Genomic DNA, 21,562 nt, shown 5'->3' on the forward strand with positions numbered 1-21,562 from the left:
GTCATGCGCTCATCTACCCTTACCGCCACGGCCGCTCTGCTGATCGGCCTGTCCACCCAGGCCGTTGCGGCCAAACTTGAAGACGTTGCGCCCTTCCCCAAAGCCGAAAGTGGCTTTACCCGCCAGGTCATTCATCTTGCCCCGCAAGCCCGTGAAAACAATTACCAGGTCGAGATCCTCGCTGGCAAAACCCTCGCCGTGGACTGCAACCAGCAACGTTTGGGTGGCATCCTCGAAGAGAAAAACCTCGAAGGCTGGGGCTATCCCTTCTATCGCATGGATAATGTCATCGGCCCGATGAGCACCCTGATGGCCTGCCCCGATGGCAAGCGCACACAGGACTTCGTACCGGTGGTCGGCGATGGCTTCATGTTGCGTTACAACAGCAAGCTGCCGATCGTGCTCTACGTGCCCAAGGACATCGAAGTGCGCTACCGGATCTGGTCGGCCGCCGACAAGGTTGAAAAAGCGACTCAAGAATAAAGCGCCCCGTCTCCCCGCGCGCAGCTCAATGCAGCGCGCTCGGCCACGTGACGCAAGCTGTCGAAGTTGATATTGGCGCCTGAATCGATCGCTACCAGCGTCTGCCCCCGCACGCCCTGTTGCGCGACATACTGCTTGATGCCCGCCACGGCCAACGCGCCGGAAGGCTCGGTGATCGAGCGGGTGTCGTCATAGATGTTCCTGATCGCGGCGCACAGTTCATCATCGCTGACAGTCAACACCTGGTCGACGTAATCGCGACAGATCTGGAAGCCATGCGCGCCGATCTGCGCGACCGCGACACCGTCAGCGAAGGTGCCCACACTCGGCAGCACCACCCGTGCTCCCGCTTGCAATGCTGCCTGCAAGCACGCGGAATGCTCGGACTCCACACCGATGATGCGGATATCCGGCCGCAGGTATTTGACGTACGCCGCGATACCGGCGATCAGGCCGCCGCCCCCCACCGGAACGAAAATCGCATCCAGCGGCCCCTGGTGTTGGCGCAGGATTTCCATGGCCACGGTGCCCTGGCCGGCGATCACATCCGGGTCGTCGAAGGGCGAGACGAAGGTGCGACCGGTTTGCCGGGCCAGGTTCAAGGCGTACTCCAGGGCGAACGGAAAACTGTCGCCATGCAGCACCGCATCCGCGCCACGGCTACGCACTCCGATGACCTTGAGCGCAGGGGTTGAGGTAGGCATGACGATGGTCGCCTCGATCCCCAGTTCCCGTGCCGCCAGCGCCACACCTTGCGCATGATTGCCGGCCGACGCCGTGATCACGCCACGGGCCTTTTGTTCGTCGCTGAGTTGCGCCAGCTTGTTGCAGGCACCCCGAATCTTGAAGGAAAAGGTCGGTTGCAGGTCTTCGCGCTTGAGCAGAATCTGGTTGCCCAACGCCTCGGACAATGCCGGCGCGACCTGCAACGGCGTGCGCACCGCCAGTTGGTAAACCGGGGCGGCGAGGATTTTTTTCACGTAATACTCAAGCAGGGCCTGAGCGGTCGTCGGGGAGTCCATCAACGTCTCCTGGTGGTGTTCAAGGCCCCGGAGACAGAAAATGAAAACCCGCCTCTAGGGCGGGTTGGGTGCAGCCGTCAGCTAGCCCGCCAAATCAGGAATGGCGGTAATAATGCTTGGCTGGCAACGCAGTGCAGTGAAAGTCATGACTGGAAATTAGCCGCGTGCTGATGGCAAGTCAATGGCCAACTTTGCCTACGGTGAGTTAGTCTGCGAAAACTGCTCACTGACCCAAGGAAGGACTCCATGAAGTCTGTCGCGCTACCGTTGATCGCCCTGCTCGCCTTTACCGGCTACACCCTTGCCGTGATGCTCCAGGCCGAACAGTCATTGATTGATTTCGGCATCGGCCTGATGTCCCGCACGGACACGGCCCAGGTGGTGATCGACCTCTATCTGCTGGCCACGCTGGCGGGTATATGGATGTACAAGGACGCCCGCGACCGAGGCCAGTCAGCGTGGTCCGTACTGCCATACCTGCTGCTTACCGCCGTGTTCGTTTCCGCGGGGCCGCTGTTGTACCTGGTGGTGCGCGGCCTTCGCACCAGCAAGACCCGCCCGGTCGCTACGCAACAGGCGTGATGGACCCAGGGTCTGATGCCTGACGGGGAGCCAGTGCAAAGGTCAGTGCCATTCGCCCCGTTGGCACCTTCATGGTGTTCATCATCGGGGGGTGGTGCCAGGCACTGAGTTGCTGGCGTTGCTCGGCAGAACCGATATTCAGCTGTTCCAGCACCTCACAGACCACGGCATACAAAACACCCTGGTGACCGTCTTCGACTTTCACGGCGATACCCCGTGCCGGCTGGCCATCGCTGCCACGCACACCAATGGCGTAACTGGCGTCGGCCCCCACCTTGCCCACCAGTTGGCCGGCGTAGGCTTTCATCAGCGCAGTGCAGAAACGCCCCTCCCCGGCGACCAGTTCCGGGTGCCGGGTCATCGCCTGGTAGATTCGCGCCAGTGCGGCTTCACGGGGCGTCGTGGTGTCACTGGCCGCCGCCAGTTTGGCAAACAGCAAGGCCAGACGGTCGAGCGCAAACGCGGGAGTCGGCAGGTTACAGCCATCGATTGCCCATTGGATGCTTCCGGCGCGCACTTCGCAGGCCGCGGCGACGGTGTCCATCACCCGGCGTTGCAGCGGATGCTGCGCAAGGTGATACCCCTCCAGCGGTTGTCCCAGGGCTTTGGCCGCCGCCAGCATGCCCGCGTGCTTGCCCGAGCAGTTGCTGCACGCGGGGGTGGGTTGAAAGTCGCGTCTGATCCAATCGAGATAGACCGCATCGCCTATCGGTGGGTGACCGCCACAGCGCATGTCCGCCTCGGTGGCACCCGACTTTGCGAGCAGATCGCGCGTCAGGCGAATATGCCGCTCTTCACTGCTGTGTGACGCGCACATCAAAGCCAGGTCCGACTCATCCAGGCCAAATGCTTCCAACGCACCGGTTTCCAGGATCGCCAATGCTTGAGCGGGCTTGACCGCCGATCTGGTCAGGGTCATGCGAAGCGGGTTACCAAAGCCACACAGCAACTGCCCTTGGGCGTCGACCACGGCAATGTGCGCCATATGGGTGTTCTCCACCGCTTCACCCCGGTAGACGATCGCGGCAATCGAGTCTTGCGTGTTCATTCAAACGCTCCCTGGTTCAAGTACTGGATGTCTCGACCATCGTCGGATGTGTCAGTCAGTGCAAGGGGGTCGACCAGACACGGCCTGCGGCCTCATGCCCCCACACCCTGTACGCTCACCTACAGACCGATCTTGTACAACGCCCCGTCGTCTTCATCCGTGAGTATATAAAGATAACCATCCGGCCCTTGGCGAACGTCGCGGATCCGTGCCTTGAGTTCGCCAAGCAAGCGCTCTTCATGCACCACCTTGTCGCCATCGAGTTGCAGGCGAATCAACTCCCGGGTCGCCAGGGTGCCAATGAACAGATTGTGCTGCCAGGCCTTGAAGCGGTCCGCGTCGTAGAACGCCATGCCACTGATTGCCGGCGACTGCTCCCAGACATGCAGCGGCCCCACCGTACCCTCGGCGGTTGTGCCCCCGGCTTCGGGGATGGGTAATCCCGAGTAGTCGATACCGTGGGTCGCCGTGGGCCAACCGTAGTTCGCCCCTCGCTCGATAAGGTTGATCTCATCGCCGCCCCTGGGGCCGTGCTCGTTTTCCCAGAGCTCGCCAGTCCAGGGGTTCAGCGCCGCACCTTGCGGATTGCGCTGGCCATATGACCAGATTTCCGGGCGCACTCCGGCTTGACCGACAAAGGGGTTGTCCTTCGGTACCTGCCCGTCGGAATGGATTCGCACGACCTTGCCTTGAAGCTTGTCGAGGTCTTGGGCGGTCTCCCGGACATTGTTCTCGCCCAGGGTGATGAACAGGTAACCGTCGCGATCGAACACCAGCCGTGAGCCGAAATGATTGCTGGTGGAGAGCTTGGGCTCCTGGCGAAAAATCACCCTGAAGTCGTTGAGCGCCGTCAGGTCCTCGGATAAGCGGCCACGCCCCACCGCCGTGCCGGCCTTGCCGTCCTCGCCACCGCCTTCGGCGTAGGACAGATAGACCATGCGATCGACCTTGAACTGTGGCGACAACACGACGTCGAGCAATCCCCCCTGGCCTTTGGCCCACACCTGGGGCACGCCACTGAGCGGTGCTGAACGCTTGCCCTCGGCACTGACCACTCGCAGGTCACCGGGGCGCTCGGTCACCAGCATGCCCTGCTGGTCGGGCAGGAACGCCACTGCCCAAGGATGCACCAGGCCCCGAGTGACTTGCGTGACCTTGAGGGTGCCCTGTTCACTCGGCAACTGTTGGGTTTGCACGGCAAGCAGCGGCATCGAGGTCAGCAGCGCGCTGGCGCACAAGGTTGCCAGAAGCGATTTACGCGACATGTTCAGTTCCTTTTGAAATGGATGTTCGACCTGCGGTGAGCCCCCCCCCTTTCAGCGGTTACTGGTGTCCGGGTCTCTGTGGGGAGGTGCCGGGGAAACATAGGGTTTCACCGTCGGCGGCGTGGCTCCGGGCCGTGGATAGCCATTGCCAATGCCGCCGTTATCCAGGGTCGGCAGGCGGGGAACCGGCACGGTGTTGGGGGCGCGAATCGCCGGCGCAGCGGGCTGGGTACCCTGCATGCTGTTGGGGTTAACTCGACGAATCGGACTGTTGTAGGGATTGTTTTGGGGGCTGCCGGGAAGGTTCTGCGCCAGCAGTACGGGATACCCCGCCACCGCAGCCCCGGTGTCGACCTCTACGCCCGCCAACGCCAGTGAACCCAGCAGACCTGAGGTCAGCGCGGCGATACCCAAGACAAACCTGTTCATGGTGGAGGTCCTCCAATACATGCAGACACGTTGTTCGATACCACGCTACGCCCAGGGTTCGACGCTGTGAAGGAAATACTCCCAAAGAAGATGTAACACCAACGAACCTTGCCGTCGGAAACCGCCGTGCCTGGCGCCAACGAATCGACGCAGGCAGCGGGATCGCCTCAGATCAGCACGATAATGGCCAGCAACCCGCCGAAAATCGCCCACTTTTCCAGGTAGTAGAGCGTGCGGTTGCTCTTTTTCAACGCCTTGCCCCGCAGGCGTATCTTGTAGATCTTGCCGAATGCCCGATTCAAGCCACCGGTTCTGTCGCCCGCATCGTTGGGGGCACCTGCAGACGACATCACGGTGCGGCTGAACCAGCCATTGAACGCCGCCGCCCAGCGGTATTTCATGGGGCGTTCGATGTCGCAGAACAGAATGATACGGTTCTGCCTGGTGGTGTTCTCGGCATAGTGGATGTAGGTCTCGTCGAACATCACGGCCTCACCGTCGCGCCAGTGATAGCGCTCGCCGTCGACGTCGATGTAGCACCCTTCATCATTCGGCGTTTCCAGGCCCAGGTGGTAACGGTAACAGCCGGCATACGGATCCCGATGGCGAACCAGCCTGGAGCCCGGTGGCAACTCGGCGAACATCGCGGCCTTGATCGAACCGATGCTTTGCACCAGCTCCGTGGTAAGGGGGCACAGCTTGGTGGCCGAGGGGTGACTGTCGCCATACCACTTCAGATAAAAACGCTTCCAGCCGGACTTGAAGAACGAGTTGAAGCCCACGTCGTCGTATTGATCCGAACGCTTGATCTCCCCGGCCCGCAGCAGGCTCTGTCCTTCGGCGCGGATTGCCTGCCAGTTGGCCTGCAACGGGCTCAGGTCCGGAAAATTAGCGGGGTCCAGGTACGGCTTGTTGGGGAGCCTGGAGAACAGATAGAGGAAGCAGTTGATCGGCGCCAGGAAGCTTGAGTGATCGCTTAGCTGGCGACCCAGCTTGTGCCGAATACGGCCACGCAGATGCACATACGCGATGGATAAAACGTAGAGGGAAACAAGGATGAGCTTCACGGGAAATCGTCACACGTAAGAGAAATACCTGCTGCGCACCACTGGGCTGATCGGAACGCAACGTCTGAAATTCAATTGCCGCAGGCTTGGCAAAGTGTCAGTTCAAGGCAATTGGCCGGTATTTTAGACATACTTTGTAACCCAGGGTTAACACCCAAGTGTGAAAAACCTTATGGTTTTTGTGTCGCCGGGGGCGTCTGTTCGTCGCGACCGACATCGCGCGCTCCCGCAGCCTGCCCCTGATCATGGAAGACACTCTGCCGGCCTTTGGTGCGCTGCCCCGGCACCTGATAACGCAGCGTTGCGGTGCGCTGCACGCCCCGTAAATAATTGTTTTTGATAAAGATTGATTGGGCATCGAGCACGATTTTCGCCCTAATGCGCGCCGAGGACGGTTAGCGGGGGAGCCAATGGAAGAGACACGGCTGTTCCGCCCGGGCGCTCTACGAGTACCGGCGGGTGCTGACCCTCCTCACTCCTTCTTTTCTTGAAATTTTTTGCCCTGCGCAAGCGAAAGCACACGCGGGGCATTTTTTTGTCGGTCTCGATGCCCATGGACGTGTTTGATGATTTGTGACGCCCCCCCCTTCCTGACAGTCCCACCATCGCTTCCTGACAAAGAGGTCGCGATCAAGCGACTGATCACTTATTCCGATTCCCGCACATATTCGCCATCTAGTACAAGTTGAGCGTCTATGCTGCATTTAGCCACCTCACACCTTTGCTGACCGCCGTCGGAGGCCTTCCCCATGATCCCCTCGCCCATCACCGAGAAGAGTTTGTCTCGGAATATGCTTGATGTACTGATTCGAGCAGGACTACTCACCATTCTGGCGATGTTCTGCTTCCGCATTTTCAGTCCGTTCCTGGATTTGATGCTGTGGTCGATCATCCTGGCAATCACTCTCTATCCACTGCATATCAAGTTCAAGAACCGACTGGGCCTGAGCAGCGGACACACCGCCACCCTGCTCGTACTGATCGCCGTTGCCATCCTGATGGTGCCGATCTATCTGCTGGGTACGTCCCTGGTGGACTCGGTGGAAAGTGCCATCGCCGTCGTCAAGAGCGATACCGTTCAGGTTCCACCACCACCCGAGGCCCTTGCCAGTTGGCCATTGGTAGGCAAACCCCTGAATGCCCTGTGGATGCAAGCCTCCAACGACCTGCCCCTGCTGATACAAAAGTACATCCCCGAAATCAAGGGCTTCAGCCTCTCGCTGCTGGGCAAGCTTGCCGGAGCCAGCATGGGCTTCCTGATTTTCATCTTCGCCCTGATCATCGCGGGGATCTTCATGGCCTATGGCCAAGCCGGTAGCCGGAGCGCGGTGAGCATTGTTTCGCGCATTTGCGGCCCGGACCGGGGCCCTAGCATCACCGTACTGTGCACCGCCACCATTCGCGCAGTGGCGCTGGGTGTGATCGGTATCGCCTTCATTCAAATGCTGCTGGTGGGTGCCGGCCTGATATTCAAGGGCATTCCCGGTGCAGGCCTGCTGGCCCTGGCGGTACTGCTGCTGGGCATCATGCAGCTGCCAGCGACCCTGATTACCATTCCGGTGATCATCTTCGCCTTCGCCACTGACGGTCCGACTACCGGGACCATTGTGTTTTCCATCTTTGTGTTTGTCGCAGGCCTGGTCGATAACGTCCTCAAGCCACTGCTGCTGGGGCGTGGTGTCGATGTACCGATGCCGGTGGTGTTGATCGGCGCATTGGGCGGCATGGTCACCGGGGGCATCATTGGTCTGTTTATCGGCCCGGTCGTGCTGGCGGTTGCCTATCAACTGTTCTGGCAATGGGTTGGTGACCAACCGCAAGACAAGGGGTCGAGCGACCAGACGAAGGCCTGACGCGACATGACGCATAGCATGTCCCTATCCGGTCCCGGGCGGTTACTGTTGATCGGCGCACTTGGCCTCAGCGGTTGCATGCAGGTGGGACCGGACTTTAAGCCGCCGGCCGAGCCGTGGATGGAGCATTGGAGCAGCCCGCCGGTCGAGCGGGCCAGCCAACGCGCACAGAACCCGGACTTGCGCCAGTGGTGGCAGATATTCACCGACCCGGTGCTCGATCGCCTGATTGCCGAGTCGGACGCCCACAACTCGAATCTGAAGATTGCCGGCTTGCGGGTGATGGAGGCCCGCGCGCAACTGGGTATCGCCCAAGCCGGGCGCTACCCGCAGGTGCAACAGGTCGGCGCCGACAGCCTGTATGTTGATCGCGACCAGTCGGCGGGCCGCAACCCGCAAGACAGTCATTTCTGGCAATACAGCGCCGGCTACGATATTGGCTGGGAGATGGATTTCTGGGGGCGCTTCAGTCGCGCCATCGAGTCATCCGATGCCAGCTACTTCGCCGCCCAGGCCAACTATGAGGACGTCCTTGTGCTGTTGCGCGCACAAGTGGCCGATACCTACTTTGCCTTGCGCACCACCGAAGCCCGACTGCGTGTAGCCCGCGACAACGCGGAGCAACAAAAGCGCAGCTTTGAGATTACCGAGAAACTGTTCCAGAGCGGGCAAAGTGCCGAGCTCGACGTGCAACAGGCCAAGACCCAGTACCTGGGTACCCTGAGCAGCATTCCCAGCCTTGAAGACCAGGCGTTGCGTGCCCGCAACGCGCTGGCCGTACTCATTGGCCAGCCGCCCAGCGCCCTGTCCATGCTGGTGACCAACACCGGCCTGATCCCGCTGGTTGACCGGGCGGTGCTGCAGGACGTGCCGGCCGAACTGCTGTTACGCCGACCGGACGTGCGCGCCGCCGAACTGAACGTCGCGGCCCAGTCAGCCCTGATTGGCGTGGCCGAGTCCGACTTCTATCCCTCGTTGTCGCTGCTGGGCAGCATTGCCTGGTCCGCCAACTCGCTGGGTGGCACCTCCAATAGCCTGGACCTGGTGGGCGGCCCCAGCTTGCGCTGGAATGTCTTCGACTTCGGGCAGATCACTAACAATGTGCGGGTGCAGGATGCCCGCCTTCAACAATTGATCGAGGCCTACCGCGACAAAGTCCGCCAGGCCGCGCGCGAGGCCGACGACGCCGCCACCGGCTTGAACAAGGCGCTTGAACGCGAGCGCATCCTGCGCGACTCGGCCCTGGCGGCCAAGCGTTCGCTGGTGCTGGCCAATGCCCTGTATCGGGAAGGCTACTCGGACTTCCAGCGGGTGCTGGACGCCCAACGTGCCTTGCTGCAGCAAGAGGACAACTATCTGCTCAGTCGCGCCGATGCCGTGAGCAACTTGATTGCCCTGTACAAGTCGCTGGGTGGCGGTTGGTACAGCGCCCTGCCGAAAGTCGATCCCGGCACTCGCCAACTGATGGAAAAACGCACCGACTGGGGCGACATGCTGGATGAGTCCACCCCCGCACCACCGTCCCCTCTCGCGCCAAACAAGGTAAACGACCATGACTGAAGCCCCCCAGCCCGCCGCCAAGACGCCAGAGCCGGTGGCCGATCCGGTGAATAAGGGCGTCAAATGGGTGTTGCTGCTGATTGTGCTGAGCCTGGCCTGGTACCTGCTGGCCGACCGCTTCACCCCCTATACGCAACAGGCCCGCGTAGGGGCCTTTGTGATTCCGGTCGCCTCGGAAGTTTCGGGCCGGGTGATCCGGGTCAATGTCCGCAACAACCAGGACGTCAAGGCCGGCGATGTGCTGTTCGAGGTGGATCAGCAGCCGTACCAGATCGCCGTCGATCGCGCGCGCTCGGACCTTGACTCGACTCGTCGCCAGATTGCTGCCAGCACGGCCGGGATTGCCTCGGCACAAGCCTCCTTGCGCGCCGCCCAGGCCAACGAACTCAAGACCAAGCAGGACAATCAGCGCCTCGAGGGCCTGTACCGCCAGGACCCGGGGACGATCTCCGTACGCCTGCTGGAAGTTTCGCGGGCCAATCGTGAGCAGGCGGTCAGCCAGGTCGCCGCCGCGCGGGCCGAAGTGCAACGAGCCCGCGAAACGGAAGGTGGCAGTGACGAAGACAACGCGATGCTGCGCAGCGCCGCCTCGGCCCTGGAAAAAGCCCAACTGGATCTGGCCAACACCCAGGTGCGCGCCAGTTCTGCGGGGTTGATCACCGACTTGCGCACCGATGTCGGGCAATTTGCCGCCGCCGGCAACCCGGTCATGACCCTGATCGCCATCCACGACGTGTGGATCAGCGCCGACATGACCGAGAACAACCTGGGCCTGGTGGCCCCGGACACCCCGGTCTCCATTGTCCTCGACGCCCTGCCTGGCGAGGTCTTCGAAGGTCGGGTGCGTAGCATCGGCTATGGCGTGAGTGTCGGCCAGAGCACACCGCCCGGCTCACTGCCGACGGTACAGAACAGCCGCGACTGGTTGCGTCCGGCGCAGCGCTTCCCGGTGATTATCGAGTTCGCCCCTGGTGCACTGGGCGAACTGCGTGATCTGCGTGGCATTCGTTCCGGCGGGCAGGCCGAGGTGATGGCCTTCCCTAGCGCCGGCAACCCGCTGAACCCGATCGGCCGCGTGTTCCTGCGGTTCATGAGCTGGCTGTCCTATGCCTACTAAGCATGATCCTCGTGCCCAACGTACTCTGCGCCTGGCGACGGGCACGGCGTTGTGCCTGGCGATCAGCTTCGCGATGGAACTCTCGATCCCCTTCCTCGCGCCGGTGCTGTGCCTGCTGCTGGGCATGGCAAACCGGCCGTTATCCTTCAAGGCCGGGGTCGGCCTGGCACTGGCGGTGATGTTGACCACCGGCTGCGGACTGCTGCTGATCCCTGTGCTCGATTACTACCCGGCAACCGGGATCCTGCTGATCAGCCTGGGGTTGTTCCTGGCATTCCGCCACGGCCTGCAGGGCGGCAACAACCTGATCGTCACTTTTCTGATAATTGGCCTGACCATGATTTCGGCAGCCGGTGTCGCCGATTTCGGGGCGGCGGTCGCGGTCATCGCCGCGATGGTCAGTGGCTTGTCGCTCGCCGTGCTGGCCGTGACGTGCAGCCATTGGCTGTTTCCCGAACCGGCCCAGCCCGCGCGACCACCCGCCACGGCCGCCATGCCGCCCGAGGAAGTCAACCGAGTGGCGTTGCGCGCCACCTTGATCGTGATCCCTACCTTCCTGCTGGCCCTGATCGACCCGAGCAAATACCTGCCGATCATCCTCAAGGCGGTCAGCCTGGGGCAGCAAAGCTCCACGACAAACGCACGCAACGCCGCTCACGAACTCCTGGGGTCGACACTGCTCGGCGGCGTGCTGGCCATCGCGTTCTGGTGCGCGCTCAGCCTGTTCGTGCACTTATGGATGTTTTTCCTGTGGATGCTGCTGTTCGGCTTGCTGGTCGGGCGCAAGCTGTATCGCCTGAGTCCGACATTGCAGACCCCCGGCTTCTGGCTCAATACCCTGATCACCATGATCATCCTGCTGGGCCAGTCGGTACAGGACAGTGCCGCCGGCAAGGACGTCTACACCGCGTTTGCCATGCGCATGGGGCTGTTCATCGTCGTCACCCTCTATGCCTGCCTGATGGTGTATTGGCTCGAGCAACGCCGACCCGCCCCTAAACGCGCCCACTGAGGAAATTGCAATGCTGCACAATCTGCTGGCCGGTATACCCGTGATGTTGCTCTGCCTGCTGCTGCAAGGCGTTTTCGTGACCGTCTGCCTGCGCCAATACGTGAGAATCCGTGAAGCCCATGCCGGACGGATCTCGCAATGGATGAACATGGTCCTGTTGTCGACCGCGATGCTGCTGATGCTGATCGGCAACTTTGTGCAAATCGGCATCTGGGCCGCGCTGTTCATGCTGATCGGCGAATTCGATGATTACACCACTGCCGTGTATCACTCAGGCGTCAACTTCGCGACCCTGGGTTACGGCGACATGGTCATGTCCCCGTCCTGGCGCCTGTTGGGCCCCATGGAAGCGGCCAACGGCATCCTGATGTTTGGCGTCTCGACCGCCGTGATGACCGCGGCGGTAATGGACGTGATCAAGCACACCGTGCAGAGCCTGGAAAAACGCGCCGGGCGCTAACTGATGGGGCGGCACCCGCTGAACGATTCAACCCGTCTGTTGCATTGACGGGTTGAATCCACAGCCACGAACGAACGTCAGCACGCCCTGCGCCACTACCTCCACTTTCATTGACAAATGTCTGGGTATTGTTCGGCCGGGTCTGAATAATACTTTTTTCAGGTTCATAAATAGGCTATCGATGACCGCCCAGCTTTTTCCTGTTCATGGTCTCGTGAGCTTCACGCTCGCCATCGTGCTGCTGTTTCTCGGCAAGACCATCGTCCAGCACACCACCTTGCTGCGCCAATACTGCATTCCCGAATCGGTCGTCGGTGGCTTCATCTGCGCAGCGGTAACTACCCTGCTCTACTACGGTCTCAACATCCAGATCGAATTCGAGCTGCAGGTACGCGACACACTGCTGCTGTATTTCTTTGCCGGCATCGGCCTCAAATCGGATGTGCGCCAACTGATCAAGGGTGGGCGCCCGCTGCTGATCCTGGTCGTGCTCGCCGGCGTGTTCATCATCCTGCAAAACCTCCTGGGCATGAGTGTGGCCGAGGCGTTCGGGCTGGATCCCAAGGCGGGCCTGATGGTGGGTTCGATCGCCCTCACGGGAGGCGTTGGCACCACGCTGGCCTGGGCGCCGCTGTTCGTCGAAAAACTGGGCATCCAGAACGCGCATGAACTGGGAATCGCCAGCAACACCATTGGCCTGATTGCCGCTTGCGTGATCGGTGGCCCTATCGCCAACCGTTTGATCCGCCGTTATCAGCTAACACCCTCAAAGGATCTCGCACTGGAAGTCGGCATTCTCGAGACACAGCCGAGCAAGCCATTGGATTACTACGATGTGCTCTGGGCCTGGATGTGGCTCAACCTGACCCTGATGCTCGGCTACGGACTCAACCTGCTGCTGGTCAAGGCCGGGGTCACTCTCCCCAACTTTGTCAGCTGCCTGTTCGCGGGCATCGTCATTCACCACCTGGTGTTGGCCCTGATCGGCGAACAGCGCCTGAAAACCTGGAGCGGCGCCAGCCAGGGCTTGTCGCTGATCTCCGATATCTGCCTGGGGATGTTTCTGACCATGGCCCTGATGGGGCTTCAGTTGTGGCAACTCAGCGGCGCACTGATGTTTATCCTGTGCACATTGACCCTGCAGATCACATTGAGCATTGCCTATACGCTACTGGTGGTCTTCCGCTTCATGGGCCGTGATTACGAAGCCAGCGTGATCGCCTCGGGATTCGGCGGCATTACCCTCGGTTCCACGGCGACCGCCATCGTCAACATGACGACCGTGACCCAGAAGTACGGTGCGGCTCACCAGGCCTTCCTCATCGTACCGTTGGTGTGCGGCTTTTTCATTGACCTGCTCAACGCCTTGATCATCGGCCTGTTCAGTGGTCTCTAGCGTCCTTGCAACCGGGTTCGAACGGCTGCGGCCAAACGTGCCGCGGTAGAATCCGGGGGGCTGATGGCCGTGTTTGTCGACTGTGGGAGATGGTTTAGCGATGGCCGCCGCCAGGGCTAGAGTACGGCGCTGCGGGTACCGGCGAACGCGCTCGTGCCAAGCCAGCGCCACAGGTTTTTCGCATCCTGCGCGGCGCCGTCTACGCGCAGCTCTCGCGACTGAAGCACCTCCTGCGGTGTGCGGTCGCCAGTCCACACCTCGGTCAACGCCCGCACGCTAGAGTCCACGACAAGCGTCAGGTCGCGTCCGGGGTCGTCGCGGCACAGGTCTGCCACCCCCTGTTCGACCACGAGCCACCACGCTTGCTCGCCGGGCCGCGCGTCGCGGAACCTGAAGTGGATGACCACCGGTCGGGACGGGAACGCCTCAATGTGCGCAAATCGGCGCACATCCCACATGAGCAGGCCCGCGTCGAGTTCGTCGTCGCGAAGACGACTGCCAATCCAGCGCGCGCCCCAATGGCCGAGCGCCATGATGATGGGGCGCAAATCCTCGCCCGCCTCGGTCAGGCTGTACTCCCAGACTTTGCCTGCGGCCGTGCGATGCACGACACCGATACCTTCCAGATGGCGCAACCGCTGTGCCAGCAGGCTGGTGGACATCCGTGGTACGCCTCGGTGCAGTTCATTGAAGCGCTTACTGCCGCACAGCAACTCGCGCACGACCAAAGGTGTCCAGCGCTCGCACAGTGCTTCAGCACCGCGTGCGACCGTGCAGAACTGACCGTAGCTCTCTTCCATCGCCAGGACTCCGCCACTGCAACGCTTCAGATTCTGAACTAGCCTCGCGACCTCGTCACGCGCACGCTGAGACCTTCGAAAGCCTACCGCCACAGGAGAACGCCATGACGATGATCGCCATCATTCAGCGCCCGCCAGTGCTGCTCGATCGCAGCGCGACAATCGCCCGGGCCGTGCAATCGGTCGCCGAGGCTGCGGCTGCGGGAGCCTCGCTGATCGTTTTGCCCGAACAGTTCATTCCAGGTTACCCGTCATGGATCTGGCGGCTGGCGGCGGGAACGGACGGGGCTTTAATGGGCCAGTTGCATGCGCGGCTGCTGGCCAACGCCGTCGATATCGCGAGCGGTGACCTGAGCCAATTGTGCGAGGCCGCCAGGGTTCACGCCGTGACGATCGTGTGCGGCATCAATGAATGCGACCGGCGCCATGGCGGCGGCACGCTCTACAACAGCGTAGTCGTTATCGGAGCGAACGGCGACGTGCTCAACCGACATCGCAAGCTGATGCCAACCAATCCCGAGCGCATGGTACATGGCTTCGGTGATGCAAGCGGGTTGCGCACGGTCGACACACCGGCCGGCCGCGTTGGCACGCTCATCTGCTGGGAAAACTACATGCCGCTGGCACGCTATGCACTGTATGCCCAAGGGGTGGAGATCTACGTCGCCCCCACGTACGACAGTGGCGATGGCTGGATCAGCACAATGCGCCACATTGCACTCGAGGGCCGCTGTTGGGTGCTCGGCAGCGGCACGTTGCTGCGCGGCAGCGACATCCCCGACGACTTCCCGGCGCGTACGCAGCTGTTTCCCGATCCGGACGAATGGATCAACGACGGCGACTCGGTGGTGGTCGATCCCCAAGGCCGGATCAAAGCCGGCCCGTTACACCGAGAGGCCGGCATCCTGTATGCGGACATCGACGTCACACTCGTGGCGCCAGCGCGGCGGACGCTCGACGTTACCGGGCACTACGCGCGCCCTGACATTTTTGAACTGCAGGTGCGGCGCACGCCGGCGACAGCGGTGCGCTACATTGACGAGTGAAGGTGGGCAACGTTCAGACGCTCCATGCCACGTCCAGTGGTATGGCCTGACAATGGGTCAAGGAGTCATTCCATGAGTATTGAACAGTCTTACAAGGGCAGCTGTTTCTGCGGCGCAGTCGAGTTCACAGTCAGCGGCGAGCCGGCCGCGATGGGCTACTGCCATTGCGAGTCGTGTCGGCATTGGTCAGCAGGGCCGGTCAATGCCTTCACGCTATGGAAACCCGAGGCGGTGCAGGTGACTCGGGGTGCTGACAACATTGGCACCTACAACAAGACGCCGCAGAGTTACCGCAAGTGGTGCAAGACGTGCGGCGGGCACCTCTTCACCGATCACCCGGGGATGAGGCTCATCGACGTGTATGCCGCAGTCATCCCGGACCTCGCGTACTCGCCAGGCGTTCACGTCCATTATCAAGAGACTGTGCTGCGCATTAAAGATGGATTACCCAAGCTCAAGGATGTCCCCAGTGAATTAGGGGGATCGGGCATCAGCGTGGACGAATAGCGCTAGCAAGGTAAGCGTGCGGCCAACACACCGCCCTGATCCCAACGCCAAGGACGACGGTGTCCGCGTGATTCAGGTGGACGCCCTGTCCGGGCTTGGCGGAGCCGGCTGGATGACTTTGCCGGACGCATACAGTTGCTGACCAGAAGGGACACTCGCATTAGCGTTGGCTGTAAAACTCGAATCGGAGGTAGACGATCCTGGTCACATTGTGGACCCTATGCACCCGATCAGGAGGCTTAGCTAGCGTATGAACAAACCGTATCTCTCGATTTCCCTATCCCTGTTGTTGGCCGCGGGCGTGATGCCGGCCGCTCATGCCAAACAACCAGCCGCCAACCAGTCGCCAGCGCCAGGCGTGCTCTGCGACCGCTATGTATGTGCCGACGACAAAGGGATTTCCCACGAACTGACAGAAAAGTATCTCGGCAAGAAGGCCGCTGCGAACACGCTGTTCGCAATGCCCGACGTCGATCTGACCGAGTTCACGTTTGCCAACGGGATTTTCTGCGACGTGAAGGAGCGGCTGTGCCGTGAAGATCGCTACTATGGCGCGAACGGAGAGCGCAGTGGGGCCATCTCCAGGAAATATACCCAACTGCTGTTCGGCGAATAACCGAAGTGGAAAAAGCCAGGAAGCGTGCCCGCTGAAGTCGTGGATGACGTGTTAGCCCAGTTGGCCAAGATCCTCGAACATGGCACCAAAAAGAACGGCTACAAACGGCCCTGCGCGGCCGTTATCATTTGCGCTCGTATGCAACAAGGACTGTCCACGTCTGCCGCGGGATTGCCTTGGGGGAAGCGGTGGAGCGTAAGGAAACGGAGAGTGAACGCGTTATTCTGCTCAACGAACGAGCAGAACAGCGCCCAGGAGGTCGCCCAAACGTACGCAGAACGTCGGAATAAAGGGACAGGAAAGATCCTTGAAACCCCTTTCATCTTTCCGCCATCCAGGAACAGCGAGTACATCAAGCAGACGCCAGATCGGCGCAAGCAGTGACGACCGGCCCTCAAGGCGCCCGGTATCCCTTGTCGGTCGCCGTACAACTGCGGTCGTACTTATGCGACAATATGCTCAATGTCCAACATGAACCCCGCCTTCATCGCTCAGCAACCTGGCCGTAGCGTCCAGATGTTGCTGTCGACGTATGCGCGTTGGCTGAACTCAAGCTCAGACCGGGCGGAACTGGAAAAGCTCCAGAGTGGTATCGAGTCGGTATCAGGCAAAAACGTGCAGCCCGCAACCCATTGATAGGTAAAGTAATTGATCTCCACAGCTAACATCACGATGCAGTTCGGCGCCAAGCCGTTGTTCGAGAACGTTTCGGTCAAATTTGGTGCAGGTAACCGCTATGGCCTGATCGGGGCCAACGGTTGCGGCAAGTCGACCTTCATGAAAATCCTCGGCGATGACCTCGACCCGTCCGGCGGCCAGGTCATGCTCGAGCCGAACGTGCGTCTGGGTAAGCTGCGCCAGGATCAGTTCGCCTACGAAGAATTCAGCGTGATCGACACCGTCATCATGGGTCACGAAGAGCTGTGGAAGGTCAAGGCCGAGCGCGACCGCATCTACTCGCTGCCGGAAATGACCGAAGAAGACGGCATGGCGGTTGCGGAGCTGGAAACCGAATTCGCCGAAATGGACGGCTACACCGCCGAATCCCGCGCCGGTGAACTGCTGCTGGGCCTGGGTATCGGCATCGAGCAACACTTCGGGCCGATGAGCGAAGTGTCGCCGGGCTGGAAACTTCGTGTCCTGCTGGCTCAGGCGTTGTTCTCCGATCCGGAAGTGCTGCTGCTCGACGAACCGACCAACCACCTGGATATCAACACCATCCGTTGGCTGGAAAACGTGCTGACCCAGCGTTCGAGCCTGATGATCATCATCTCTCACGACCGTCACTTCCTGAACAGCGTCTGCACCCACATGGCCGACCTGGACTACGGCGAACTGCGCCTGTTCCCGGGCAACTACGACGAATACATGACCGTGGCGACCCAGTCCCGCGAGCAATTGTTGTCGGACAACGCCAAGAAGAAAGCACAGATCTCGGAGCTGCAATCGTTCGTCAGCCGCTTCTCGGCCAACGCCTCGAAAGCCAAGCAGGCCACGTCCCGTGCCAAGCAGATCGACAAGATCCAGCTGGCCGAGGTCAAGCCTTCGAGCCGTGTCAGCCCGTTCATCCGTTTCGAGCAGACCAAAAAGCTGCACCGCCAGGCAGTCATCGTCGAGCATATGGCCAAGGGCTTTGACGGCAAGACCCTGTTCAAGGACTTCAGCTTCACCGTTGAAGCCGGCGAGCGCGTGGCGATCATCGGCCCGAACGGTATCGGCAAGACCACCCTGCTGCGCACCCTGGTCAACGAGCTGAGCCCGGATGCCGGTAGCGTGAAATGGACCGAAGCCGCGGAAATCGGCTACTACGCACAGGACCACGCTTCGGACTTCGAAGACGAATCCAACCTGTTCGACTGGATGGGTCGCTGGACCACCGGTGGCGAGCAACTGGTGCGTGGCACCCTGGGCCGCATGCTGTTCTCCAACGACGAGATCCTGAAGTCGGTCAAGGTGATCTCCGGTGGTGAGCAAGGTCGCATGTTGTTCGGCAAGCTGATCCTGCAAAAACCAAACGTGCTGGTGATGGACGAACCGACCAACCACCTGGACATGGAATCCATCGAAGCCTTGAACCTGGCGCTGGAAAACTACCCGGGCACGCTGATCTTCGTCAGCCACGACCGTGAGTTCGTATCGTCCCTGGCCACTCGAATCATCGAGCTGAGCCCAAGCGGCGTGACCGACTTCAGCGGCACCTACGACGACTACCTGCGCAGCCAGGGCGTGGTGTTCTAAAGGCAGCCTTTAGCAGCACGCTTCAAGCCGCAAGCAAAGCCCCGTCCCTGTGACGTGATGCTGTTCAGTTAAGCGAACGCCGACCTTTGTAGGAGCGAGCTTGCTCGCGATGGACGTTAACGATTACGCGTACTCTCCGAGTAACCGCGTAGTCCTTGAGTTCATCGCAAGCAAGCTCGCTCCTACAAGATGCGGTCTCATCTCCTTAACTGAACAACATTACATCTCAGTGACGGGGCTTTTGCATTGGCGGCCTCGTGGCTACCATCAGCGTCACTAATAAAACTGTGCGTGAAACCGATATGCCTATAAGGTTTCAGATCGCACACTGATCATGGAAGAGTTCACATGTCTACCCCGACCGCCAGTGCCAATGCTGTACTGACGCCCGCCGCCTTCGACCTGCGCCCGCTGATGTTCGCCAACATGGCCTGCACCATGGCGATGATGGCGTTCGTTTCGATGATCGGCCCCATCTCGCGGATACTCGGGCTGGCCACCTGGCAAGCCGGCGCGGCGGTGACTGTGTCCGGGGTGCTGTGGATGGTCCTGGCCCGGCCATGGGGCCAGCTCAGCGATCGCCTGGGCCGTCGCCATATTCTGTTGCTCGGCACCGCCGGGTTCACCCTCGCCTACTGGGCGCTGTGCCTGTTCATCGATGTTGCGCTGCGCCTGCTGCCCTCGGCACTGCTGGGGTTCATTGGCTTGATGCTGGGGCGCGGCATCATCGGCGTGTTCTACGCGGCCATTCCGGTGGGCGGCAATGCACTAATCGCCGACAACGTCGAACCCCAGTACCGTGGCCGCTCCATGGCCGCGCTGGGGGCGGCCAACGCCTGCGGGCTGGTGATGGGGCCGGCCATTGCCGCGCTGCTGTCACGCTACAGCCTGAGCTTGCCGTTCTACGCCATGGCGCTGCTGCCACTGCTGGCCTTTCTGGTCCTGCGCTACAAACTCAAGGGCCAGGAACTGCATCTCAAGCAAGCACCCCGCACCGTTCACCTGAATGATCCACGCCTGCGCCGGCCCATGGCGGTGGCGTTTGTCGCGATGCTCTGCGTGTCGATTGCCCAGATCACCGTGGGTTTCTACGCCATCGACAAGCTGGGCATGGGGCCGGCCGATGCCGCACAAACCGCCGGCATCGCCCTGACCATGGTCGGCCTGGCGTTGATTTGCTCGCAGTTGATCGTACGTCGGCTGGACTGGTCACCCCTGCGCTTGATCCGCGTGGGGTCGGTGATTGCCGGTACTGGATTTGCCGGCAGCATGTTCGCCGACACGGCCTGGGGGTTATGGCTGTGCTTCTTCGTTTCCGCCGGCGGCATGGGCTGGGTTTTCCCGTCGTTCGCCGCCCTGGCCGCCAATGCGGTGGACGCCTCGGAACAAGGCGCTACGGCCGGCAGCATCGGTGCCGCCCAAGGGTTTGGCGTGGTGATCGGGCCCCTGGCGGGCACCTTGATCTATGCCCTGGAGCCACGCCTGCCCTATCTGGTCGCCGCGGGGTTGTTGCTGTTGGTCGCCGTGTGGCCCGCCAGCAAACCCCGCTGAACCTTAAAGGATGCGGTAAAGCAGGCGTTCGATGCGTACCCGGCTGACTCGCCGCAGAAACTTGCTCACCGCCGGGGGATACTCCGGCAGCGTCTCCAGGTGCTGATAGTTTTCGATACGGCGAGTGTGGCGGAAAATCTCTGCCAGCTCGCCGCGCCGGGGCTCTCTCAACTCACCCTTGGGATCATCGATCAGCAACGCGTTTTCCAGGTCCAGTCGGAACGCGCGCGGATTCAGGTTGTTACCGGTCAACAGGGTGTAGCGCTCGTCGACCCACATGCCCTTGAGGTGGTAGGTGTTGTCACCGTCGCGCCACAGATGCAGGTTCAGCGCACCGCTGTCGATCTCGCGCTGATGACGCTTGGCGAAACGCCGCAGGCTGATCTCGTAGAGGTACGGCAATGCCGCGATCACCTTGAATGGTTCGCTCGGCGGGATGTAGAAGTCGTTGGCAGTCTTGTCGCCAACGATGATGTCGACCTTCACCCCACGCGCCAGCGCCCGGTTGATTTCCCGGGTCACCGGCAAGGGCAGGTTGAAATACGGCGTGCAGATCGTCAATTGATACCGGGCACTGGCAATCAACTCGCAGATCACCCGGCTCAGCGGGTTGTTCTTGCCGACCCCGAGCAATGGGCTGACGGACAGCTCGCCCTTGTTCAATACCCCCAAGGCTGTGTCGTAGGCCGCGTGCTTGAGGCGACTGCGCAAGTCGCCAATATCGTTGCGCAGGCTGCGCGTGGTCGGCAAGTCGGGCACATCCAGCCGGTGCACAGCACTGGAGGCGATCAGGCCATGTTGCACCAGGTGCTGCATGGAGTCGGCCAGTGCCCGGTTGCGCAACAGGTGATAACGGTCGAAACGGTACTTGTCGAACTTGTGCAGGTAGACGTTGTTCAGGCTGGCGCCGCTGTAGATCACGCAGTCATCGATCACAAAGCCCTTGAGGTGCAACACACCGAACAGCTCGCGGGTCTGCACCGGCACGCCATACACCGGCACTTCACTGCTGTGCTCGCGGGTTTGCTGCTGATACCAGGCCGAGTTCCCTGGCTGCTTGCCGGCACCGATCAAACCCCGTTGTGCCCGCAACCAGTCGACCACCACCACCACGTCCAATTCCGGGCGGGCAGCTTTGGCCGCGTGCAAGGCATCAAGGATTTCCTGGCCGGCTTCATCGTGTTGCAGATAGAGCGCAACGATGTAGATACGCTGGGTCGCCTGGGCGATCTTCTCCAGCAGGCATCGACGGAACTCGGCCGCGCCGCCGAGAATGGTGACGGCATCGGCGGTCAGCGGAAAACTGCGCAGTCTGGGCAGCAGGGAGCGTTTGAAAAGCGACGGCATAGGGCTCGCAAATGGGTCTAATCCGAAGAACCCGTGAGCTTACACCATGTGCGACGAACGGGCTTGCTCCCGTGGCCCGCATAGACGCCGAAAGTACGGAAAATGTGATGTTCGATTCACTGTACTCACCCTCTCAGGCCCCGTCTTGCAGTCTGGCGGGAGC

The 21,562-nt window shown here is 61.2% G+C and carries 20 protein-coding genes and 1 pseudogene; 13 read left to right on the top strand and 8 right to left on the bottom strand.

Translation table 11 applies throughout. The features are described 5' to 3' along the window. Positions 1-3: 3 nt before the first annotated feature. A complete protein-coding gene (gene eco / locus CKW29_RS01905; RefSeq protein WP_095144383.1) occupies positions 4-483 on the top strand; it encodes a serine protease inhibitor ecotin in 480 nt (159 codons plus the stop codon). Positions 484-509: 26 nt separating this feature from the next. On the opposite strand, the pseudogene ilvA reads toward eco, so the two are convergent. Next, positions 510-1,505 (bottom strand): annotated as a pseudogene (gene ilvA / locus CKW29_RS01910) (threonine ammonia-lyase, biosynthetic); the annotation flags it as partial. Between the two features lie 246 nt (positions 1,506-1,751). Here ilvA and CKW29_RS01915 point away from each other — a divergent pair. Beyond that, positions 1,752-2,087, top strand: a complete 336-nt coding sequence (locus CKW29_RS01915) for a DUF2834 domain-containing protein (RefSeq protein ID WP_095144385.1) — start codon at positions 1,752-1,754, stop codon at positions 2,085-2,087. Here CKW29_RS01915 and CKW29_RS01920 read toward each other — a convergent pair. From CKW29_RS01920 to CKW29_RS25375, 5 genes are all read right to left on the bottom strand, one after another. Further along, positions 2,071-3,135, bottom strand: a complete 1,065-nt coding sequence (locus CKW29_RS01920; protein WP_095147814.1) for an asparaginase — start codon at positions 3,133-3,135, stop codon at positions 2,071-2,073. The two genes, CKW29_RS01915 and CKW29_RS01920, sit on opposite strands and share 17 nt — an antisense overlap. A gap of 119 nt (positions 3,136-3,254) precedes the next feature. Continuing rightward, complete coding sequence (locus CKW29_RS01925) at positions 3,255-4,400, bottom strand: PQQ-dependent sugar dehydrogenase (RefSeq protein WP_095147815.1); 1,146 nt, start codon at positions 4,398-4,400, stop codon at positions 3,255-3,257. Positions 4,401-4,451: 51 nt separating this feature from the next. Beyond that, a complete protein-coding gene (locus tag CKW29_RS01930; protein ID WP_095144388.1) occupies positions 4,452-4,829 on the bottom strand; it encodes a hypothetical protein in 378 nt (125 codons plus the stop codon). Between the two features lie 167 nt (positions 4,830-4,996). Then, positions 4,997-5,896, bottom strand: coding sequence for a lipid A hydroxylase LpxO (gene lpxO, locus CKW29_RS01935; protein WP_095147816.1), 900 nt, complete (start codon positions 5,894-5,896; stop codon positions 4,997-4,999). 170 nt (positions 5,897-6,066) lie between these two features. Beyond that, positions 6,067-6,261 (bottom strand): hypothetical protein, encoded by a 195-nt coding sequence (locus tag CKW29_RS25375; RefSeq protein ID WP_141234437.1) that lies wholly within the window; start codon positions 6,259-6,261, stop codon positions 6,067-6,069. 384 nt (positions 6,262-6,645) lie between these two features. On the opposite strand from CKW29_RS25375, the gene CKW29_RS01940 reads away from it, so the two are divergent. From CKW29_RS01940 to gltS, 6 genes are all read left to right on the top strand, one after another. Continuing rightward, entirely contained in the window at positions 6,646-7,749 is a 1,104-nt protein-coding gene (locus CKW29_RS01940) for an AI-2E family transporter (RefSeq protein ID WP_095144390.1), read from the top strand. Between the two features lie 18 nt (positions 7,750-7,767). Beyond that, positions 7,768-9,309 carry an efflux transporter outer membrane subunit gene (locus CKW29_RS01945; RefSeq protein WP_095147817.1) on the top strand — a complete coding sequence of 514 codons (1,542 nt, stop codon included), beginning with the start codon at positions 7,768-7,770 and terminating at the stop codon, positions 9,307-9,309. Next, positions 9,302-10,426, top strand: a complete 1,125-nt coding sequence (locus tag CKW29_RS01950) for an HlyD family secretion protein (RefSeq protein ID WP_095147818.1) — start codon at positions 9,302-9,304, stop codon at positions 10,424-10,426. The genes CKW29_RS01945 and CKW29_RS01950 overlap by 8 nt, the downstream gene beginning before the upstream one ends. After that, positions 10,416-11,438 carry a DUF2955 domain-containing protein gene (locus CKW29_RS01955; RefSeq protein ID WP_095147819.1) on the top strand — a complete coding sequence of 341 codons (1,023 nt, stop codon included), beginning with the start codon at positions 10,416-10,418 and terminating at the stop codon, positions 11,436-11,438. Before CKW29_RS01950 ends, CKW29_RS01955 begins: the two co-directional genes overlap by 11 nt. A 10-nt stretch (positions 11,439-11,448) precedes the next feature. Continuing rightward, positions 11,449-11,898, top strand: coding sequence for a potassium channel family protein (locus CKW29_RS01960; protein ID WP_095144394.1), 450 nt, complete (start codon positions 11,449-11,451; stop codon positions 11,896-11,898). Positions 11,899-12,079: 181 nt separating this feature from the next. Beyond that, positions 12,080-13,294, top strand: coding sequence for a sodium/glutamate symporter (gltS, locus tag CKW29_RS01965; protein ID WP_095144395.1), 1,215 nt, complete (start codon positions 12,080-12,082; stop codon positions 13,292-13,294). A 116-nt stretch (positions 13,295-13,410) separates the two neighbouring features. Here the strand turns inward: gltS and CKW29_RS01970 are convergent, their stop codons facing one another. After that, positions 13,411-14,094: a helix-turn-helix domain-containing protein gene (locus CKW29_RS01970; RefSeq protein WP_095144396.1), complete on the bottom strand. Its 684-nt coding sequence runs from the start codon at positions 14,092-14,094 to the stop codon at positions 13,411-13,413. Between the two features lie 104 nt (positions 14,095-14,198). Here CKW29_RS01970 and CKW29_RS01975 point away from each other — a divergent pair, with 104 nt between their 5' ends. The 5 genes from CKW29_RS01975 to CKW29_RS02000 all read left to right on the top strand — a co-directional run bounded on the left by CKW29_RS01975 (position 14,199) and on the right by CKW29_RS02000 (position 20,052). Next, positions 14,199-15,140 carry a carbon-nitrogen hydrolase family protein gene (locus tag CKW29_RS01975; protein WP_095144397.1) on the top strand — a complete coding sequence of 314 codons (942 nt, stop codon included), beginning with the start codon at positions 14,199-14,201 and terminating at the stop codon, positions 15,138-15,140. Positions 15,141-15,212: 72 nt separating this feature from the next. Then, positions 15,213-15,647: a GFA family protein gene (locus CKW29_RS01980; protein WP_095147820.1), complete on the top strand. Its 435-nt coding sequence runs from the start codon at positions 15,213-15,215 to the stop codon at positions 15,645-15,647. Between the two features lie 250 nt (positions 15,648-15,897). Then, positions 15,898-16,263, top strand: a complete 366-nt coding sequence (locus tag CKW29_RS01985) for a YcgJ family protein (protein WP_095147821.1) — start codon at positions 15,898-15,900, stop codon at positions 16,261-16,263. A gap of 648 nt (positions 16,264-16,911) precedes the next feature. After that, positions 16,912-18,501, top strand: a complete 1,590-nt coding sequence (locus CKW29_RS01995) for an ABC-F family ATPase (RefSeq protein WP_095144401.1) — start codon at positions 16,912-16,914, stop codon at positions 18,499-18,501. 348 nt (positions 18,502-18,849) lie between these two features. Continuing rightward, entirely contained in the window at positions 18,850-20,052 is a 1,203-nt protein-coding gene (locus tag CKW29_RS02000; protein WP_095147822.1) for an MFS transporter, read from the top strand. Between the two features lie 3 nt (positions 20,053-20,055). On the opposite strand, the gene pssA is transcribed toward CKW29_RS02000, so the two are convergent. After that, positions 20,056-21,399, bottom strand: a complete 1,344-nt coding sequence (gene pssA, locus CKW29_RS02005) for a CDP-diacylglycerol--serine O-phosphatidyltransferase (RefSeq protein WP_095144403.1) — start codon at positions 21,397-21,399, stop codon at positions 20,056-20,058. Between the last annotated feature and the right edge of the window lie 163 nt (positions 21,400-21,562).

Origin of the sequence: Pseudomonas sp. Irchel s3a18 (assembly GCF_900187535.1) — a bacterium.
Classification (GTDB): Bacteria; Pseudomonadota; Gammaproteobacteria; order Pseudomonadales; family Pseudomonadaceae; genus Aquipseudomonas.